Raw genomic sequence first — 19,092 nt, 5'->3', positions numbered from 1 at the left:
GGCGGATTCCAGTGGTGGTCGCAACACCGGGTGTTTTATACGAGTTGTAGCAGACGCTCGGCTGGGGTGTCCCAACCGAGTGTCTTGCGGGGACGGCCGTTGAGTTTCTGCGCGACGTGCTCGAGATCTTCCGGACCGTGGATCGACAGATCGGTGCCCTTCGGGAAGTACTGCCGCAGCAGCCCGTTGGTGTTCTCGTTCGAGCCGCGTTGCCAGGGCGCGGCGGGATCACAGAAGTAGACCGGGACGTTCGTGGCGATCCGGAATGCCTTGTGGTCGGCCATCTCCGATCCCTGGTCCCAGGTCAGCGACCCGCGCAGATGCGCAGGCAACGAACCGATCAGGGGGACGAGAACATCCCGGACAGCCTCGGCGGTATGGTCGCTAGGCAGATGCCCGAGCATCACGTAACGCGTGGACCGTTCGACGAGGGTGACGATCGCGGACTGGTTGCCCGCCCCGACGATCAGGTCCCCTTCCCAGTGCCCGGGGACGGCGCGGTCTTCGACGTCCGCGGGGCGGTCGCTGATCATGATCATCGGATCGACGAACCGGCTCGTGCGGTGTCCCGGCGATCGGTGCGGCTTACGACGGGTCCGTCCGGTGCGCAGCGCGTCGACGACGGCGCGTTTCAGGCCGCCGCGGGCCTGGACATAGATCGCCTGGTAGATCGTCTCCGTGCTCACCTGCATGCTCTCGTCGCCGGCGTGATCACGCGACAAGACGCCGCTGATCTGCTCCGGAGACCATTGTTGCGCCAACCGGTCCGACACGAACTCCCGCAGCCGTCCCGGCTGGGCGAGCTTCGCTGGCTTCGGGCGCGCCCGTTTCACGGCCGCGTCACGATGCGCGCCATACGGCAGATAGACGCCGCCGGTGGTCCGGGCGTCGAGCTCGCGTTTGATCGTCGATGCCGACCTTCCCAGGTCCCGGCCGATCGCCCGCAACGACCAACCGAGTCGGGTCAGATCCGCGATCTTCTCCCGTTCTGGAAGCGACAGCAGACGAGAACCCGTCTGCTCGGGAACCTGTGATGGTGGTGGAGTCGTCATGGACTCCATCGTGACCTGACCGGTGGAGTAATTCACGCGGCGCCCGTCGGGATGAAACCGCGAGTTCCGCGAGTGATGGACACCGTGGTCCCAGTCCTGGGCGGTGCGTTCGTGGATCCCGACCCGCTGGGCCGCGTCTCGTCGAGACGCTCCCTCTTCCCGGAGCCGCTTGTACTCGCCCTGGCGCGAATCCGGACGCGGCTGGCGGACCGATCGCTTTCCCGCTTTCCGCGCCCAATTGCGGGCGGTGTAGTAGTTCACGCCCAGCTCGCGAGCGGCGATCCCCACGTTGCCGACCTCGTCGAGCAGGACGAGGAACTGTTGACGCTTCTCCGAAAACGACACGATGGCCGCGACCTCCTGAAAGTCAGGGCGTTGCGACCACCGCTAGAACCCAACCAGGGCGGCAGGGCGTGTCGTGGCTAGCGGCGCGCCTCGAAGAAGCGCGTGAGCAGGGCGCGGGCCTCGGCCTCGAGCACGCCGCCGATCACCTCCGCGCGCACCGGCAGGCGCCGGTCGCGCACGACGTCGTAGAGGGATCCGGCGGCGCCCGCCTTGTCATCCCACGCGCCGAACACAAGCCGCGAGACGTGCGCCTGCAGCAGCGCGCCCGCGCACATCACGCACGGCTCGAGCGTGACGACGAGCGTGCATCCGTCGAGGTTCCAGGATCCGAGGTGCGCTGCGGCCTCGCGCATCGCGAGCACCTCCGCGTGCGCGCTCGGATCATGCGTCTGCTCGCGGCGGTTGCGGCCGCGCCCGATGACCGCGCCCGAGGGATCCGCGACGACGGCGCCGACGGGCACCTCGCCCGCCGCAGCCGCCTCGTGTGCGAGCGCGAGCGCCGCGTGCATGAGGCGGACGTCGGCCGGATCGGGGGTCATGGGATCCAGGCTACGGGGATGGAACGTGCACATGCGATGAACTCGGGGGCCGTTCGGGCCCGCACCGAGGGAGTTCACGCCCGGGGCAAGTAGCCTGTTGCTCATGCGCGTGCACATTGCCGACCACCCGCTCATCACCCACAAGCTGACCGTCCTGCGCGACAAGGCGACCTCGTCGCCCGTGTTCCGTCAGCTGACGGAAGAGCTCATGACCCTCCTCGCCTACGAGGCGACGCGGAACGTGCGCGTGCAGGAGTGCGAGATCGACACCCCGGTCACGACGACGACCGGTGTGAAGATCGCCGACCCGAAGCCGCTCGTGGTGCCGATTCTGCGCGCCGGGCTCGGCATGCTCGAGGGCATGACGAAGCTCATCCCGACCGCCGAGGTGGGCTTCCTCGGGATCGTGCGCGACGAGCGCACCCTCAAGCCGACGACCTACGCCGAGCGCCTCCCCGACGACCTCGCCGGACGCCAGTGCTTCGTGCTGGACCCGATGCTCGCGACGGGCGGATCGCTCGCGGCGGCCGTGAAGTTCCTCTTCGACCGCGGGGCGACCGAGGTGACGGCCGTGTGCCTGCTCGGCACGCCGGAGGGTGTGCAGGCGATCGACGGCCTCGTCGGCGACCGCGACGTGAACCTCGTGCTCGGGGCCATGGACGACGGCCTCAACGAGAAGGGCTACATCGTGCCCGGCCTCGGCGACGCCGGCGACCGCCTCTACGGCACGGCCGACTGACGCGCGCCTACGCCCGGCCGACGAGGCGGGCGAAGGCGCTGAGGCGCGCCACGGAGTCGGCGTGGAACGGCAGGTCGTCGAGCAGCGCCGGGCTGTAGACGACGTGCGCGGCGACCTCGGCGCGGCTGATGCCGACGTTGAGCCGGTTCTGCAGCAGCAGGAAGTCGGGACCACGCGGAGCGTCGCGACCCGATGAGGCCGCGAGGGTGAGGATCGCGACCGCGGCCTCCTGCCCCTGGAACCGGTCGACCGTGCCGACGCGCACATCGGGGAACCCGCCGCGCGTGAGGGTCTGCTCGACGAGCTGCTGCTGCGCGTTGTAGGGCGCGATGACGATCACGTCGCTCTGCGCGAGCGGGCGCGGCGGCCGGGCCGCGGCCTCCTGTTCGTCGTCGATGTCGATGTCGACGTAGCCGCGCCCGATCGTGTCGCGCACGATGCGCAGGACGGCCTCGGCCTCCTCCGGCGACTCTGTCGCGTTGCCGCGATGCGCGATCGGCACGGGGTGGAGGCCGGCTTCGACGCCGTCGATCGAGCGCAGCTCGGCGCCCGGCCTCGCCCGCAGCCGTCCGCTGTAGGACAGCTCGGACACCGGCAGGGCGACGTCGGGGTGCAGGCGCCAGGTCTGGGCGAGGAAGTAGCCGTGCCCGTCGGGCAGGACGGCGGATCCGCGCATGAGCCATCCGAGCGCCGAGGTGTCGACGGGCGCCGCGTGCGTGCCCTGGCTGACCTGGGGAAGCTGCTGCGGGTCTCCGAGCAGCAGCAGCCGGCGCGCGGCCATCGACACGGCGATCGTCGAGGCGAGCGCGAACTGTCCGGCCTCGTCGACGACGAGCAGGTCGAGGCCGCGCCGGTCGACGCGCGTGACATTCGCGAAGTCCCATGCGGTGCCGCCGATGACGTAGCCCTTCGAGCGACCCCGTTGGTAGGCGGCGAGACCGTTCCGCGGCAGCACGGTGAACGACTGGCCGTCGGCGCGCGCGCCGCCCTTGAGGGTCTTGGCGACGTGCGCGGCGGGGACACCGGCGGCGACGACGCGGTCGAGCATGTTCTCGACGACGGCATGCGACTGCGCGACCACGCCGATCTTCCAGCCGTGGTCGTTCACGAGGCGCGCGATGACGTGCGAGCCGACGTAGGTCTTGCCCGTGCCGGGCGGGCCCTGCACGGCGAGATAGGTGGGCACGCTGAGCAGCGAGAACACGATCGCGTCGATGTCGCTGCCGATCGCGGACGACACGACCCTGCCCGAGTGGTGATCGGCGCGCAGCGTGCGGAGGATGTCGGTCGCGGGGTCGATGGGGAATGCGCCGTCGGCCGTGCCGACGTGGTTCTCGCCCTTGAGCAGGGTGTCGGCCCACTCGTCGATCGCGCCCTGCTGCGCGCCGGCCCGCGGCGGCGACGGCGGTGTGAGGGCGATGGGCAGCTCGCGCCACGTCTGCCCGTCGACGGCGTACTCGTCGATGACGACTCCGTCGTCGAGCACCTCGACGACGGTGACTTCGCGGGGCACGTGGATCCAGCGTTGCGAGGCCTCGTTGGGGAACGGTGCGGGCGCGGGGTACAGCGCATAGGGAGATGAGCCGGCGCTGAGGCGGGTGCCGGGGGCGAGGTCGCCGCGCAGCTCGACGCGGCGGCGCTCGGCGCGGGATCCGTCGGGGATGTGCCAGTCGTCCGCGACGTCGGAGCGCCGCACGTCGACGACGATGACGTCCTTCGTCTCTCCCCAGAGCGACGCCGGCTCGCGCAGCCGCTCGAAGTGCGCCTGCCAGAACGACCTCGCCTCACGCGGGTAGTAATCGATCGCGGCCGCCGCCAGCCGGAGCGCCTGTTCGTCTGATGACGCCGGCTCGCCCTCGTCGCGGGCCTCGGCCAGCTCGTCGGCGCGCGCTGTGAGGGCCATCGCGCGCGGCGACGGCTCATAGGTGTCGGTGAGCCGGTCGTCGGGCGCGGCCGGGAGCACGCGTGCCTCGCGGGCGCGGTCGACGAGCCAGTCGCGCAGGCGGCGCGTCGACACGCAGTCGTACCGGTTGTAGTCGGCGAGGTCGTCGAGGATCGCGCGCCCCTCGCCATCGCGCCCCGCCTCGATCAGCCCTCGCGCCTCGACGTAGCGGACGATCGAGTCGTCGCCCTTCTGAACGTCCTGTGTGCGCACCTCGTCGCCCATGTAGAGCGGCTCGAGCTTCTTGATCGAGTACGACCGCGAGCCGACGCGCAGGGCGTGCTTGACGACGGGATACAGGTCGACGAAGAGCTCGTCGGCGAGCATGCGGTCGACCTCGGCCTCGCGGACGCCGTGCCGCGCCGCCATCGCCGCGAGGTGCGACGGCTCGTAGGGCGCGTAGTGATAGATGTGCATCTGCGGGTGCGCCTGACGGCGCGCGGCGACGAAGTCGCAGAAGCGCTCGAGCGCGTGGCGTTCGGCGGCGAGGTCGTGCGCCCAGATCGGGGTGTACTGCTCACGCAGGTCGACCCACCCGAACAGGTAGTCGATGCCCCACAGGGTGCGGCCGTCGCTCCGTCGCTCGCTGTACAGCGGATCTCCCTCGAAGTCGAAGAAGATGTCGCCCTGGTCGGGGCGCGGCATCGCGCTGAGCGCCGCGGGGTTCACGACCTCGTAGAGGGGCGCCCCCGTGCCCTCGCGCTCGGTCTCGACCTGCAGTCGCGCCTGCGTGCGCAGGGCGCCGAACGCGTCGTCGCTCAGCCGGGCGGGCTTCTCGCGCGCCTCGGCGAGCTGGTCGATCGTCTCGATGCCGGCGGCGCGCAGCCGGTCGCGCTGGGTCGGCCGCATCCCGGCGACGAGCAGCACGTCGCGGTGCGCCTGCACCTCGACTTCGCAGACCTCGCAGCGGCCGCACGCGCGGACGCCGAGTTCGCCGCGCGCGTCGCCCCACGTGATCGCCGCCGTCGCGGCGCCCGTCGAGATGCGGCGATCGGCGACGAGGGCGCGCAGGCGCGCGCGGTGCACCTCGAAGAGCGGCAGCAGGTCGCGCACCTGGTGTGTCGAGGTGGATCCGTCGCCGAGCAGCAGGTCGACCTCGTCGGCTCGGGCGACGCCCGCGAGGTCGAGCTGGTCGACGTATGCCGCCAGCTGCATGAGCGCCGTCGATCGGGCGGTGCGGGCGAGCTTCGTGTCCTGCACGCGCCACCGCCCGTCGTCGTCGCGGACGAGGAAGTCGGCGAATCCGACGAAGTCGCCCGACGAGAACGCCCCCTGGAACACGACCCGCGTCGACGGATCCGCCAGCGCCTCGCGCGTCGACCCCACCGCCGCCCCCAGCGCGCTGGCGTCCGCGGACGAGGCGCGCTCGATCTCGACCACCGCGTCGCCGTGCCGCGAGCGGTAGGCGGCGAGGACGCGCGCCTCGTGGGCGTCGCCCATCTCGGCCGCGCGCGCCAGCATCGCGTCCGCCGGATCGTCGACCGGCTCGCAGCGACCGAGCTTCGCGTCGATGCGGCGCAGCCACGCGAACTCGCACTCGGCGGCGGCCTTGAGGTCGCTCGCGCTCCAGATGAGCCGGAGGTCGTCGCGGGTGATTCGCATGCCTCCACGGTAATTCCGACGTCTGACAAACGAAGGTGCCAGACTGGCCGACGTGACCGAGTTCGATTTCCGCAGCGCCTACCGCCACGGCTTCGCGCGCGTCGCCGCCTGCCATGTCCCCGTCGCCGTCGCGGACCCCGCGACGAACGCGAGGCACGTGCTCGACGCGGCGCGCGGCCTCGACGACGACGCGGTCGCCGTCGCGGTGTTCCCCGAGCTGTGCCTCTCGGGCTACGCGATCGACGATCTCGTGATGCAGGATGTCGTGCTCGACGGCGTGCGCGCGGCGATCGAGGAGATCCGCGAGCAGTCGGTGTGGATCATGCCCCTGCTCGTCGTCGGCGCGCCGCTCGCGCGCGACGGCCGCCTCTACAATTGCGCCGTCGCGATCCACCGCGGCGAGATCCTCGGCGTCGCCCCGAAATCGCATCTGCCGACCTACCGCGAGTTCTACGAGCGCCGCTGGTATGCGCCCGGCGACGATCAGCGCGGCACGATCCGTCTCTCCGGACGCGACGTCCCCTTCGGACCGGATCTGCTCTTCGAGTCGAGCGATGTCCCCGGCCTCGTCGTGCACGCCGAGGTGTGCGAGGACATGTGGGTGCCCGTCCCGCCGTCGGCGCTCGCCTCGCTCGCGGGCGCGACCGTGCTCCTCAACCTGTCGGGCAGCCCCATCACGGTCGCCCGCGCAGATGACCGGAGACTGCTCGCGCAGTCGGCCTCGGCCCGCTGCCTCGCCGCCTACGCGTATGCGGCCGCGGGCCTCGGCGAGTCCACGAACGACCTGTCGTGGGATGGCCAGACGATGATCTTCGAGGGCGGATCCCTCCTGGCCGAGACCGAGCGCTTCCCGCGCGCGGCGACCGCGTCGATCGCCGACGTCGACCTCGACCGCCTGCGGCAGGATCGGATCCGCCAGGGCACGTTCGACGACAACCGCCGCGCACACGCCGGCGCCGCCGACTTCCGCCGCGTCCCGTTCGAGCTGCGGCCGCCCAAGGGCGACGTCGGCCTGCGCCGCCGCGTCGACCGCTTCCCCTTCGTGCCCGACGACGACGCGCGCCTCGCGCAGGACTGCTACGAGGCGTTCAGCATCCAGGTCGCGGGCCTCGTGCAGCGCATGACGGCGATCGGATCACCGAAGCCCGTCATCGGCGTCAGCGGCGGCCTCGACTCGACGCATGCGCTGCTCGTCATCGCGCGGGCGATGGACCTCATGGACCGCCCGCGCAGCGACATCCTCGCGTATACGATGCCCGGCTTCGCGACGAGCGACCACACGAAGTCGAACGCGATCGCCCTCGCGGAGTCGGTCGGCGCCACGACCTCGACGATCGACATCCGACCGGCCGCGACCGAGATGCTCGCGAAGATGGGGCATCCGTTCGCCGACGGCGAGCCGGTCTACGACGTGACGTTCGAGAACGTGCAGGCGGGCCTGCGCACCGACTATCTCTTCCGCCTCGCCAACCACCACGGCGGCATCGTCGTCGGCACGGGCGACCTGTCGGAGTTCGCGCTCGGCTGGGCGACCTACGGCGTCGGCGACCAGATGAGCCACTATGCCGTCAACAGCGGCGTGCCGAAGACGCTCATACAGCACCTCATCCGGTGGGTCGTCGCCGAGGGCGAGGCGCAGGGCGTCAGCTCCGATGAGGCGGGCGTGCTGCAGGCCGTCCTCGACACCGAGATCTCCCCCGAGCTCGTGCCGGCCGGCGAGGACGGCAAGGTGCAGTCGACCGAGGACGCGATCGGTCCGTATGCCCTGCACGACTTCACCCTCGCGCACGTGCTGCGGCACGGATCCCGCCCGTCGCGGATCGCGTTCCTCGCCGCGCACGCCTGGGAGGACGCGGCCCACGGCGACTGGCCGGCGGGCTTCCCCGAGGGGGAGCGCCCCGAATACGACCTCGACACGATCGTGCGGTGGCTGCGGGTGTTCCTGAAGCGCTTCTTCGGCTTCGCGCAGTTCAAGCGCTCGGCCGTGCCGAACGGCCCGAAGGTGTCGCACATCGGATCCCTCTCGCCGCGCGGCGACTGGCGCGCCCCGAGCGACGGCAACGCGCGCGCCTGGCTCGCGGAGCTGGATCGGGCGTTCCCGGAGCGCTGACGCGGGCGCCCCGACGCCCAGCGCGCCGGCGCGCGATTCCAGAGTGCGGACGCGCCCTCCGGCGCCGCCCCGAGTGCCGTTCGGCCCTCTTGCCGTCTCCAGGGGGCCGATGCGCACTCGGGAGCGGGGCCGGCGCGCGGGCGATGCGGCGTACACCGGTGGATCCGGCCGCGGCGGGGGGGATCCGTCAGGCCTGGCGGGCGTTGTAGACGACGGCGCCGCCCGTGTCGACCGCGTCACGGTACGCCTCGAACACGCGTACGGCGTCGGCCTTCGCGACGTCGAGGGTGACCGAGATGCCGCGCTCCTCGAAGGCCTCGACCCAGGTGTCGATCATGGGGCCCTCGTCGAAGGTCGTGAGCTCCTCGCATTCGGGGCCGTGGCCGGCGAGGACGAGCGAGGTGATCCCCGACCACATGGCCGCGCCGTAGCACTGCACGCAGGGACGCCAGTTGACGACGAGCTCGTGCTCGGGAAGCCCGGCGCCGCCGAGGTCCCACGCGCCGAGCCGGCTCTGCGCCGTGCCGATCGCGGTCACCTCGGCGTGCCCGAGCGAGATGTTCGATGCGAGTACGACGTTGACGCCGACCGACACGATGCGGCCGGTCGCGCGCTCGGCGATGAGGGCGGCGAACGGGCCGCCGTTGCCTTCGCGCCAGTTGCGATCGGCGAGGCGGTTGACGAGTGCCACGCGATCCTCCGTGGTGGGGATCACGTCGGGCACGTCGGCGAGTTCGTCGTCCAGCCAGGCGGGAAGCTCGAGGGTGACGGCGCGCGCGAGGTGTGGGAGGTGCATGCCGTCAGGCTATGCCGCGCATGTTTCGCGCGGGTAGCGCGCCGGGTCAGGCGCGGGAGCGGAACGCGGCGCGCAGCGCGAAGAAGACGATGAGCGCGACGACGGCGACGACCGCGAGCTTGAACAGCCAGAACAGGAGGCTGAAGAGCACGTTGACGATCCAGAAGGCGATGATGACCGCCAGGATGACGCCGAGGATCGTCCAGATCGTGCCCTTGTTCATGCCTCCATTCTGCCCTGGTCGACTGTGCTCCAGCCCTGCGGCTGCGGAATGACGCGCAGCTGTGCGGGGATCTGCTCCTTCATCGCCTCGACGTGGCTGATGACGCCGATCGTGCGGCCGCCCTGGCGGAGTTCGTCGAGCGTACGCATGGCGACGTCGAGCGTCTCGCCGTCGAGGGATCCGAAGCCCTCGTCGATGAACAGGGTGTCGAGCCGGACGCCGCCCGACCTGCCGGTCACGACCTCGGCGAGACCGAGCGCCAGCGACAGGGAGGCGAGGAACGTCTCGCCGCCCGAGAGCGAGTGGGCGGGGCGGGGGCGCCCCGTGAAGCGGTCGAGCACTTCGATGCCGAGGCCCGACGCGGCGCCGCGTCGGGCGAGGGCGTCGGTGTGCTGCAGCGCGTACCTGCCGCTGGACATCTCCGCGAGGCGCCGATTGGCGGCCTCGACGATCTCCTCGAGCTCGGCGGCGAGCACGAATGTCTCGAGGTTCATGCGTTTGATGTTGTGCGCGCGTCCGGCGATCGCGTCGGCGAGGCGGGCGATCTCCTCGGCGGCGCGCGCGGCCTCGCCGACCTCCCGGTGGGTGTCATCGGCGCGACGCACGGCCGCGGCGAGTGCGTCGGCGACCTGACGCGCAGTGGCGCGGGCGTCGACGGCCGCATCGAGCGCCTCCCGGGCGGCGGCGAGTGCCGTTTCGGTGGCGGTGACGTCGACCGGACCCTCGGGGAGGTCGAATTCGGCGAGCTCGGTGAGCGCCTGGTGCGCGGACGCACGCCGTGCTGCTTCGTCGGCGAGCGCCGTGTCGAGGGCGGCGATGGCCTGCGCGTCGCGGCGGGCGTCGCGCGCGGCTCGCCGATCGGGGAAGCCCGTGTCGGTGAGCGCGCGGTCGAGGTCCGCCGCGCGCTGGGACCGCTCCGCGGCGGCGCGCGACGCGTGGCGGTCGGCGTCGGCGAGCGTCGATGCCGCGGAGGCGAGGCGCTGCGCGGCCCCGATGCGCGCGGCGATGGAGGGGAAGGATCCGCGTCCGCGGCGGACGGCGTCGCGGTGGCCGGCGAGCTCGCGCTCGCCGGCCGTGATGGTCGCGTCGAGCGCGGCGCGCTCGCGTGTGGCGCGGGTCAGCCGGTCGTCGAGCTCATCGCGCTCGCCTTGGAGCGCGGTGCGTTCGCGCTCGAGGTCTGCCTTCTCGCGCGCCGCCGTCTCGGCGTCGGCGAGCTGGTCACGTGCGGCGACGAGGTCGCCGTTGACCTCGATCTCGGTGCGCCCGCCCGCGCGCTCCTCGGCCGCGCGCAGGTCGACCTCGAGGCGCTGGCGGCGCGTGTCCGACGCCTCGGCATCGGTCGTCGCATCGGCGCGCTCGGCATCGGCGGCGTCGAGCTGCTCGGCCGTGACGTGGTCGTCGGCGAGCGGCGCGGGCGCGGGGTGGTTCGTCGATCCGCAGACCGGGCACGCGTCGTCGTCGTCGAGGCCGGTCGCGAGTTCGCCCGCGTACCCGGCGAGTCGCCGGGCGTGCAGCGCGCTGAGCGCGTCTTCGGCCGCGCGGCGACGTGCGGTCGCCGCGGCCGCGTGCTCGACGGCGGCACGGTACTGGGAGGCGAGGTCGGTGACCGCGCCGAGCGCCGCGAACTGCTGCTCGAGCTGCGCGATGTGCGCCCGCACGGAGTCGGCACGCGCGGCGCGCTCGGCCGCCCGGTCGATCGCCTTCTGGTTGGCCTCGATGCGCCCGGGCAGCGCCTCGCGTCGCGCGGCGAGCCCTGCGAGGTGCTCGTCTGCCGTGACGTGGTCGGCGCGGAGGTCGTCGAGGCGGGCCGTCTCGTCGGCGAGCAGCGTCTCGATCTCGCGCAGGGGCTCCCACGCGCCGATGCGCCGGTTGCTGTCGTCGACGAACGCGTCGAGGACATCGGGGACGGCGTCGGCAGCCGGGAGGTCGTCGGACCCGGCCCCGTCGACGAGGTCTCCCGCGGCGGTGCCGGCTGCCGACTGGTCGCCGGACTGTTCGGGGGCACCGAGGACGTCGGCGGCCTGCGAGAGGGCCTCGTCACGCGCCGTGACCCACTGTTCACGGGCGGTGTGCGCGTCGGCGAGCGCCGCCGCGGCGGCCCGTTCGGCGCGATCGGCGGCGTCGTCGACGGGGGCGACCGCCTCGGCGCGGCGGGCCGCGTCGAGCTCGGATCGCCTGGCAGCCATCGCCTCGGAGCCGTCGTCGAGCTCCGCAAGCTGAGCACGGGCGCGATCGCGCCGTGCCTGGTGCTCGTGTGTCGCGCGGGCGCGATCGCGCTCGGCCTCTGCGGAGGCGCGTCGCCCGCGCGCTTCCTCCTCCAACCGCCCGGCCCGCTCGACGTGCGCCACGGCGAGCTCGGCACCCGCGCCGAGCCTCGCGATGCGCGCATCGAGGGAGTCGTCGGCTGCGCCGTCCGGGTCTCCCGCCTCGATCGCGCCGCCCGCCGGCGCCGTGGTCTGGCCGGACACGCGGCCTGTCTGCTCCGCCGAGTGATCTGCGGGCGCGGACGCGCGTGCTGCGCTTCCCGCCGCGGACGCCGCAACCTCGACGTCACTCGCCTGGCTCGTCGTGCCGTCGTGGGACGATGCGGTCGCGCCGCCGGCGGCCGCCGAGTCGGCGTCGGCCGCGGCCTGCTCGACCCGCTCGAGCTCGCCCTGCGCCTGGTCGAAGATCGCGCGCAGCGCCTCGGCGCGGCTTCCGACAAGGGACGCGTGGTGCTTCCGCCGCTCGTCGAACGCCGTCTCGTAATCCTGAAAGCGCCGCGTGCCGAAGAGGGTGCGCAGGAGCTTCTGCCGCTCGTCGTTCTTGGCGAGGAGGAAGCGCGCGAAGCGACCCTGCGCGAGCAGGATCACCTGCAGGAACTGCTGCTGGTTGAGCCCCACGACCTGCGCGATGAGCTGATTCGCCTCGACGGCGCGTGCCGCCCGGCCGATCCACTCGCCGTCGACCTGCTCGAACACCTCGACCTTCGGCTGCGCCGTCGTGGTGCCCTCCCCACGGAGCTTGGGCCGCTCGTATTCGGGGCTGCGCTCGACGCGCCAGCGACGGTCGTCGACGGAGAACTCAACCGCGACGCTCGTCGCGTCTCCGGGCTCGGCGTGGTCGCTGCGGTAGCGCTGCTCGCCGCCGTCGTAGCGCGGCGCGGAGGCGTACAGGGCGAAGCAGACGGCGTCGAGGATGCTCGACTTGCCCGTGCCCGTGCGGCCCGCGATGAGGAAGATGCCGTCAGCGGCGTACTGGTCGAGGTCGATCGTCTGACGCGCGCGGAACGGGCCGAAGCCCTCGATCTCGATGCGGTGGATCCTCATCGCGCCGCCTCCGCCCGCGCCTCGGCGATGACATCGGCGATCAGCTGCCTCTCGCCCTCGCTCGCCCCGTCGCCGTCGCGCACGAGGGCGAGGAAGTCGTCGACGATCTGCGGATCGGGGGTCTCGCGCGCGACCCGCTCGCGATAGGTGCGGGCCGTGTCGGTCTCGCGGCGCTGCGGATCCGGCTGGATCGTCGCGCACTGCGGGAAGCGCGACCTGAGCCGCCGCATCGGCTCGTGCGGCGGGACCGCGTCGGTGAGCACGGCGCACACCCAGTCGGAGGTGTGCGCGGCGAACGAGGCGTCGCCGAGCAGTTCGTCGAGCGTGCCGCGCAGGGTGACGAGTCGCCGCGGCACCGGCAGCTCGACCCACGAGACCGCGTCGAGCCCGTCGGCGCCGAGGTCGACGAGCCACGCGCCGCGCGGCTTGCCGCCCTCGCCGAAGCTGTAGTGCAGCGGCGCCCCCGCGTAGCGCACGCGCTCGGACAGGGCGGCGCGCCCGTGGATGTGCCCGAGGGCGACGTAGTCGGGGCCGTCGAAGTGCGCGAGCGGCACGACGTCGAGCGAGCCCTGTCGGAGATCCTGCCGCACCTCGCGTTCGAGCTGCGGCGTCGGCTCGACGCCCGCGGCGAAGCAGTGCGCGATCGCGACCGATCGCCCGCCGCGCGCGGCCCGGTCGGCCTCGACGAGCGACATCGCGTGGCCCATCACCTGCTCCTGTGTGCGAAGGGTCTCGCGGGGCCACAGGTGACGTACGAGGGCCGGCTCGAGGTACGGGATGCCGTAGATGTGCACGGGGCCGTGCGCGTCGTCGAGGGTGATCGGCGTGCCCGTCGCCAGCGGATCGGTCACGACGTGCACCCCTGCCCGCCCGAGGAACGGCGCCTGGAAGCCGAGGCGCGCCGCCGAATCGTGGTTGCCGCTCGTGAGCACGACCCGCGCGCCGGCATCGCGGATGCCGAGGAGGGTGTCGGTCAGCAGCGAATAGCACGCCGCCGCGGGCGTCGCGGAGTCGAACACGTCGCCCGCGAGCACCACGACGTCGACGCCGCGCTCGGAGACCTCGCGTGTGAGGGCCTCGAGCACCTCGCGCAGCGCGTCGAGCGTCGAATGGCCGTGGAACGACCGGCCGATGTGCCAGTCGGAGGTGTGCAGGATCCGCATGCCCCCACGCTATTCGGCAGCACCGACAAACGAACGCGTCGCCGTACGGCGACAACCCCTTGTGTCGCCGTACGGCGACAAACTAGAGTGTCGCCGTACGGCGACACTCGGTGCCTGCAGAAGGGAGCCATCATGCTGACAGTGCGCGAGGCCGCCGCCGTCGTGCGCGAGCTGCGCGAGAATCGCGGCTGGACGCAGACGGCGCTCGCCGAGAAGGCGATGGTCTCACGATCGTTCGTCGCCGACGTCGAGGCAGGGAAGTCCTCCGTCGAAGCCAGCAAGCTCTTCGACCTCTTCCAAGCGCTCGACTTCGAGATCGCCCTGAGATCTCTGACGACCCAGGAGGTCCGCTGGTGAGCGATCGACAGCTGTTCGCCTATCTCGACGGGCGGCTCGCCGGATACTTCTCTCAGACTGCGTCCGGCAACCTCACCTTCGACTACGACGACGCCTACCGCTCGAGGTCCGGCTCCACGCCTCTCTCGCTGTCGATGCCTCTCGCGACGACGAGGCACAGGAAGCGCGCTGCGTTGCCGTGGCTCGAAGGCCTGCTGCCCGATAGCGAAGAGGCCCTGCGCGCCCTCGGAAGCCGGTTCCACACATCGTCACGGAATCCCTTCTCGCTCCTCGAGCACGTCGGCGCCGACGCCGCGGGTGCCGTCCAGCTGCTGCCGCCGGGGCAGGATCCGTCCGATTCGGGACCTCGCGCAACGGTCGAGCCGGTATCCGACGTGGACGTCTCCGGCATGCTCGATCGCGTGGTGGCGGAGTACCGCGATGGCACACCGGACGCGAGTTCAGCGGGTCGATTCAGCCTCGCCGGCGCGCAGCCGAAGATCGCTCTGCACCGTCTGCCCGATGGCGAATGGGGCGTCCCCCAGGATGCGACGCCGACCACCCACATCCTCAAGCCCGTGGTCGGATCCTTCCGACGGATCGACGTCGTCGAGCAGCTGACGCTGCGTGCGGCCGAACACCTCGGGAACGACGTTTCACGCGCCGAGATCGTTCGGATCGGCGACTGGGATGTCCTCGTGAGCGAGCGCTATGACCGTCGGCGGGCGGAGGACGGGCTCTGGCACCGCGTCCACCAAGAGGACATGTGCCAGGCGCTCAGCGTGTCGCCAGCCAGGAAGTATCAGCATCGCGATGGCGGCCCCGGGCTCGCGCAGGTCGCACAGCTGCTGGGGTCCCTCCCGATCGCTGCCGACAGGGCACGCGCGGGCGCGGCCTTCTTCCGCGCGTTCGTGTTCAACATCGTCGCCGGCTGCACGGATGCGCACGCCAAGAACTTCTCCCTGATCCTCGACGGCCGCACCGCACGTCTCGCCCCGCTCTATGATCTGCTGACCTATGCGGGGTACTGGGACGGATCCGCGCGCATCGACTCGGCGATGAGCGTCGCCGGCGAATACTCGTTCCATCGCATCTCGGCTCCGGCGCTCGCCGGCGTCGGCCCACGCTTCGGCGTCGCATTCGACGAGGCAGAGGAGCTCGTCGCGAGCGTGCGGCGGGACGTCATCGGCGCCTTCGACGCGGCGCGGTCGGCGATCGACGGGCATGGGGCCGAGGCGACCGCTGTCGCCGACCGCGTGCTTCGCGGCCTCACGCGGCTGCCCCTCGTCGCCCCCTGACCCCTACGGCGTCGTGTCGTCGTGGAGCACGACGCGGCTGAGCTCGATGGATCCGCCGGGCAGCTCCCAGTAGTGCAGGCGGCGTGCGGAGGCCGTGTTGAGCTCGATCGCCGCGCGCCAGCACCGGGCGCCGTCGTCGCGCACGACGGGCGGGTCGTCGCCGCCCCAGCCGGATCGCAGGCGGTGCACGTCGCGCCCCGCGATCTCCGCGGCGCGCCCTGTGAGCACGTCGACGACGGCACGCATCGCCTTCGCGAACTGCGCCTCGTCGAGGGGTGCGAGCGAGGAGGCGAACGCGGATCCGATCCGATGGTCGGCGAGTGGGAAGCGCGCCTTGTCGCTCGCGTCGACGCGATCCACCCAGGCGAGGAGGATCTCGTGGCGCAGCCACTCGTCGTCGCTGGCCCAGTGGGCGCGACGCGTCGATCGCGAGGGCGGGCGACCGGATCCGTTGGCCGTCTGCTTCTCCGCTTTGCGCCGCGCGCCGTTCGCCTCGGACAGCTGATCGAGCAGGCGCCTGTTGTCGGCCTGCGCCTCGCCGAGCCGGCGCTTGAGGTCGGACGAGTCGGCGCCCGCCCGCGGGGCGGCGGGCGCGGGTGTCGCGAACCCCGTCCGGGCGAGGCGCGTGAGCGTCGCAGACATCCCCGCCACCTCGCGCGTGAGGTCGGACAGGCGCGCGGAGACGTCGCCCGCCGGCGCGGTGGGAGGCGCCGCGATCTCGACCGGCGTCGTCGGCGGTTCGGCCGGGTGTTCGCCTCGCGCCTCGCGGTGCGGCGCCCGCAGCCACGAGGGACCGCCCGCGACGAGCGGCAGAGCCGCCGCCCGCGGTGCATCGGCGTCGATGTCGAGCAGGCTGAGCCCGACCGCGCCCGACTCGTCGCGGCGCACGCGGGCCTCGACGATGTCGCCGACCGCGAGGACCTCGAAGACCGGCGTCTCGTCGCCCTCGCCGACGATGTCGCGGCGGCGCAGGACGACCTCATCCGTGCTCGGGTGCAGGCTCAGGTGCGCCCGTCGCTCGGTCACCTTCTCGACGCGCGCGAGGGTGACGGATCCGTCGGCGAACACGCTCAGGTCGGCGGGCGCGGGTTCGACGGAGATGTCGAGATCGACGAGCCACCCCTCGACGGTCGTCGACGGTCGCGCCTTCTTCCAGGGCGTCGGTGAGGGAGACGGCCGGGTCGAGGAGATCGGCGTCGATCCGCGCGAGCGCGCCGTCCGCGAGCCGTGCGATCGCACCGACCTCGTCCGAGAGGGAGACGACCGTCGCCGTCACCCACGCCCGGGCGGGCGCCGTGTGGCGCGGCGCGGACGCGACGCGCGTGATCTGCGAGAGCGCATCGTCGATCACGCGCGAATCGTCGACGTACTGGCGGAAGTGCAGCCGCGAGCGCATCCAGTCCGGATCCGTGCCGAAGTCGGGCGGATACGATCGCGCGGCGCCGCCTTACACCTGGCATTTCGCGGGCAGCGTCTGCTCGACGGCGCGCGTCGGCTCGCCCGTCGCGATCGTGACGACGTCGGCGGCGGATCCCAGCTCGCTCGCGATGGTCTCGGCGTCGAAGTCGAATGTCTCACCGTCGAGGCGCGTCGACACGACGACGAGGGGCTTGACGCGCTCGCGCAGGATCTCCAGGGCGAAGAGCTCGGCGTCGTGAACCGTCGCGATGTGCCGCATGCCTCCACCGTATTGCGGATCCGGCATACAGGCCTTCCAGCCGCGCCTCACCCCTGGCTATGCTGACCGCATGGCCGCGCCCGAAGATGCCGAACTCGCCCGTCTCCGAGCGGAGGCCGAGGCCGCGAAGGCGGCGCTCGAGCTCGCCGAGAAGAAGGCGGCGCTCGCCGCCGCCGAAGCCGCCGCGGCGAAGGCCGCGGCCGACGCGCTGCGGGGCGAGGCAGCGGATCCGGCGCCGGACGACGCGGAGGAGGACACGGATCCCGCGACAGCAGACGCGGAAGCTGACGAGGATCCGGCGCCCGCCGACGCGGAATCGGCGCCCCTCCCCGAGAGCGACGGCCCGCTGTCCGCGGATGACGTGCAGGCGATCGTCGACGGCTACGCCTTCGAGGGCGCCGCGCTCGAGCTCGGCGCCGTCGTCAACGGATCCGCGCTGCCGCAGGCGCAGATCCGGATCCCGCTCGGCATGATGAATCGCCACGGGCTCATCGCCGGCGCGACGGGAACTGGCAAGACCCGCACGCTGCAGGGCATCGCGGAGCAGCTCGCCGACAAGGGTGTGCCCGTGTTCGCGGCCGATATGAAGGGCGACCTCTCGGGCGTCGCCGTGCCGGGCGAGACGAGCGAGAAGCTCGCGCAGCGCACGGGAGGCATCGGCCAGGCATGGGAGCCGAAGGCGTCGGCCGTCGAATTCTTCGCCCTCGGCGGCGATCGCGCGACGAACGCGAACAGCGGGATCCCGATCCGCGCGACCGTGACCGGCTTCGGCCCGCTGTTGCTGAGCAAGGTGCTCGGGCTGAACGATACGCAGGAGTCGAGCCTGCAGCTCGTGTTCCACTACGCGGACGAGAACGGCCTCGCGCTCGTGGATCTCGAGGATCTGCGGGCCGTGCTGTCGTTCCTCACAAGCGATGAGGGCAAGGGCGAGCTGAAGTCGCTGGGCGGGATCACGTCGGCGACGGCGGGGGTGATCCTGCGCGAGCTGATCGGATTCGCTGCGGACGGCGCGGATGAGTTCTTCGGCGAGCCCGAGTTCGATGTGATGGATCTGATCCGCCACGCGGAGGACGGGCGCGGGATCCTGAACCTGCTCGAACTGCCGAACGTCGCGAACAAGCCGGAGCTGTTCTCGACGTTCCTCATGTACCTGCTCGCGGAGCTGTTCGAGGTGCTGCCCGAGGTCGGGGATCCCGAGAAGCCGAAGCTCGTGTTCTTCTTCGACGAGGCGCACCTGCTGTTCACGGACGCATCGAAGGAGTTCCTGTCGTCGATCGTGCAGACGGTGCGGCTCATCCGTTCGAAGGGCGTGGGGGTGTTCTTCATCACGCAGACGCCGAAGGACGTGCCGAGCGACGTGCTCGCGCAGCTCGGATCCCGCGTGCAGCATGCGCTGCGCGCCTTCACTCCCGAGGACGCGAAGGCGCTGAAGGCGACCGTGCGCACCTACCCGAAGTCGGGCTACGACCTCGAGAGCGTGCTGCAGTCGTTGGGGACGGGCGAGGCGGTCGTCACGGTGATGAGCGAGAAGGGCGCGCCGACGCCCGTCGCGTGGACCCGCATGCGCGCGCCGCAGGGGCTCATGTCGACCGCGCCGGAGGGCACGATCGGGTCCGTCGTGGCGGCCTCGCCGCTGCTGGAGAAGTACGGCACGGCGGTGGATCCCGAGTCCGCGCACGAGATCCTCACCGCGAAGCTCAACGCGGCAGAGGAGGCCGAGCGGGCCGCGGAGGAAGCGGAGGCTCGGGAGAAGTCCGCCGAGGAGGCCCGCAAGGCGCAGGAGAAGTACGAGCGGTCGCTGCGCGCGCCGGCTCGTTCGTCGTCCCGATCGTCGTCGCGCCGCCGCACTACCTCGCGTCGCCGCGCCGACTCCCCGCTCGACGAGGTGCTCAACTCCCCCATCACGAAGCAGGTCCTGCGGGGCGTGGTGCGGGGGCTGTTCGGGAACGGGCGGCGGTAGG

Annotated in this window: 14 protein-coding genes; 5 read left to right on the top strand and 9 right to left on the bottom strand. The window is 72.0% G+C overall.

The genetic code is table 11. The features are described 5' to 3' along the window. Positions 1–35 precede the first annotated feature (35 nt). The gene (locus tag GB932_RS12720; RefSeq protein ID WP_156760168.1) at positions 36–1,169 is read right to left on the bottom strand and encodes an IS30 family transposase; all 1,134 of its coding nucleotides are present in this window, start codon (positions 1,167–1,169) and stop codon (positions 36–38) included. 305 nt (positions 1,170–1,474) lie between these two features. Next, positions 1,475–1,936: a nucleoside deaminase gene (locus GB932_RS12715; protein ID WP_156761068.1), complete on the bottom strand. Its 462-nt coding sequence runs from the start codon at positions 1,934–1,936 to the stop codon at positions 1,475–1,477. A gap of 103 nt (positions 1,937–2,039) precedes the next feature. Between GB932_RS12715 and upp the strand changes: the two genes are divergently transcribed. After that, complete coding sequence (gene upp / locus GB932_RS12710; RefSeq protein ID WP_156761067.1) at positions 2,040–2,675, top strand: uracil phosphoribosyltransferase; 636 nt, start codon at positions 2,040–2,042, stop codon at positions 2,673–2,675. A gap of 7 nt (positions 2,676–2,682) precedes the next feature. Here the strand turns inward: upp and GB932_RS12705 are convergent, their stop codons facing one another. Next, entirely contained in the window at positions 2,683–6,219 is a 3,537-nt protein-coding gene (locus GB932_RS12705) for a TM0106 family RecB-like putative nuclease (protein WP_156761066.1), read from the bottom strand. Between the two features lie 52 nt (positions 6,220–6,271). Between GB932_RS12705 and GB932_RS12700 the strand changes: the two genes are divergently transcribed. Next, a complete protein-coding gene (locus tag GB932_RS12700) occupies positions 6,272–8,329 on the top strand; it encodes an NAD(+) synthase (protein ID WP_156761065.1) in 2,058 nt (685 codons plus the stop codon). Between the two features lie 187 nt (positions 8,330–8,516). Here GB932_RS12700 and GB932_RS12695 read toward each other — a convergent pair whose 3' ends face one another. From GB932_RS12695 to GB932_RS12685, 4 genes are read right to left on the bottom strand one after another with little or no spacing between them, the layout of a single operon-like run. Next, the gene (locus GB932_RS12695; protein ID WP_156761064.1) at positions 8,517–9,125 is read right to left on the bottom strand and encodes a tRNA-specific adenosine deaminase; all 609 of its coding nucleotides are present in this window, start codon (positions 9,123–9,125) and stop codon (positions 8,517–8,519) included. Between the two features lie 46 nt (positions 9,126–9,171). Then, positions 9,172–9,348 (bottom strand): hypothetical protein, encoded by a 177-nt coding sequence (locus GB932_RS19255; RefSeq protein ID WP_197517470.1) that lies wholly within the window; start codon positions 9,346–9,348, stop codon positions 9,172–9,174. Next, positions 9,345–12,656, bottom strand: a complete 3,312-nt coding sequence (locus GB932_RS12690) for an AAA family ATPase (RefSeq protein WP_156761063.1) — start codon at positions 12,654–12,656, stop codon at positions 9,345–9,347. The genes GB932_RS19255 and GB932_RS12690 overlap by 4 nt, the downstream gene beginning before the upstream one ends. Further along, positions 12,653–13,819: an exonuclease SbcCD subunit D gene (locus GB932_RS12685; RefSeq protein ID WP_156761062.1), complete on the bottom strand. Its 1,167-nt coding sequence runs from the start codon at positions 13,817–13,819 to the stop codon at positions 12,653–12,655. Before GB932_RS12685 ends, GB932_RS12690 begins: the two co-directional genes overlap by 4 nt. Before the next feature lie 132 nt (positions 13,820–13,951). Here GB932_RS12685 and GB932_RS19250 point away from each other — a divergent pair, with 132 nt between their 5' ends. Further along, positions 13,952–14,176: a helix-turn-helix domain-containing protein gene (locus GB932_RS19250; RefSeq protein ID WP_197517469.1), complete on the top strand. Its 225-nt coding sequence runs from the start codon at positions 13,952–13,954 to the stop codon at positions 14,174–14,176. Further along, positions 14,173–15,453, top strand: coding sequence for a HipA domain-containing protein (locus tag GB932_RS12680; protein ID WP_197517468.1), 1,281 nt, complete (start codon positions 14,173–14,175; stop codon positions 15,451–15,453). Before GB932_RS19250 ends, GB932_RS12680 begins: the two co-directional genes overlap by 4 nt. A 3-nt stretch (positions 15,454–15,456) precedes the next feature. On the opposite strand, the gene GB932_RS12675 is transcribed toward GB932_RS12680, so the two are convergent. Further along, a complete protein-coding gene (locus tag GB932_RS12675; RefSeq protein WP_156761060.1) occupies positions 15,457–16,692 on the bottom strand; it encodes a S1 domain-containing protein in 1,236 nt (411 codons plus the stop codon). 208 nt (positions 16,693–16,900) lie between these two features. Beyond that, a complete protein-coding gene (locus GB932_RS12670; protein WP_156761059.1) occupies positions 16,901–17,131 on the bottom strand; it encodes a hypothetical protein in 231 nt (76 codons plus the stop codon). Positions 17,132–17,201: 70 nt separating this feature from the next. Between GB932_RS12670 and GB932_RS12665 the strand changes: the two genes are divergently transcribed. Continuing rightward, positions 17,202–19,091, top strand: a complete 1,890-nt coding sequence (locus GB932_RS12665) for a helicase HerA-like domain-containing protein (RefSeq protein WP_156761058.1) — start codon at positions 17,202–17,204, stop codon at positions 19,089–19,091. Position 19,092 lies beyond the last annotated feature (1 nt).

Source organism: Microbacterium karelineae, from assembly GCF_009745985.1.
GTDB lineage: Bacteria > Actinomycetota > Actinomycetes > Actinomycetales > Microbacteriaceae > Microbacterium > Microbacterium karelineae.
Note: the sequence above shows the minus strand (reverse complement) of the source record. Positions and strands in the feature narration are given on the sequence as shown.

Bases quoted from the DNA above. Each gene is read 5' to 3' on its own strand.
- GB932_RS12715 (WP_156761068.1), bottom strand. From the start codon at position 1,936: ATGACCCCCGATCCGGCCGACGTCCGCCTCATGCACGCGGCGCTCGCG.
- upp (WP_156761067.1), top strand. From the start codon at position 2,040: ATGCGCGTGCACATTGCCGACCACCCGCTCATCACCCACAAGCTGACC.
- GB932_RS12705 (WP_156761066.1), bottom strand. From the start codon at position 6,219: ATGCGAATCACCCGCGACGACCTCCGGCTCATCTGGAGCGCGAGCGAC.
- GB932_RS12695 (WP_156761064.1), bottom strand. From the start codon at position 9,125: ATGCACCTCCCACACCTCGCGCGCGCCGTCACCCTCGAGCTTCCCGCC.
- GB932_RS19255 (WP_197517470.1), bottom strand. From the start codon at position 9,348: ATGAACAAGGGCACGATCTGGACGATCCTCGGCGTCATCCTGGCGGTC.
- GB932_RS12690 (WP_156761063.1), bottom strand. From the start codon at position 12,656: ATGAGGATCCACCGCATCGAGATCGAGGGCTTCGGCCCGTTCCGCGCG.
- GB932_RS12685 (WP_156761062.1), bottom strand. From the start codon at position 13,819: ATGCGGATCCTGCACACCTCCGACTGGCACATCGGCCGGTCGTTCCAC.
- GB932_RS19250 (WP_197517469.1), top strand. From the start codon at position 13,952: ATGCTGACAGTGCGCGAGGCCGCCGCCGTCGTGCGCGAGCTGCGCGAG.
- GB932_RS12670 (WP_156761059.1), bottom strand. From the start codon at position 17,131: ATGCGGCACATCGCGACGGTTCACGACGCCGAGCTCTTCGCCCTGGAG.
- GB932_RS12665 (WP_156761058.1), top strand. From the start codon at position 17,202: ATGGCCGCGCCCGAAGATGCCGAACTCGCCCGTCTCCGAGCGGAGGCC.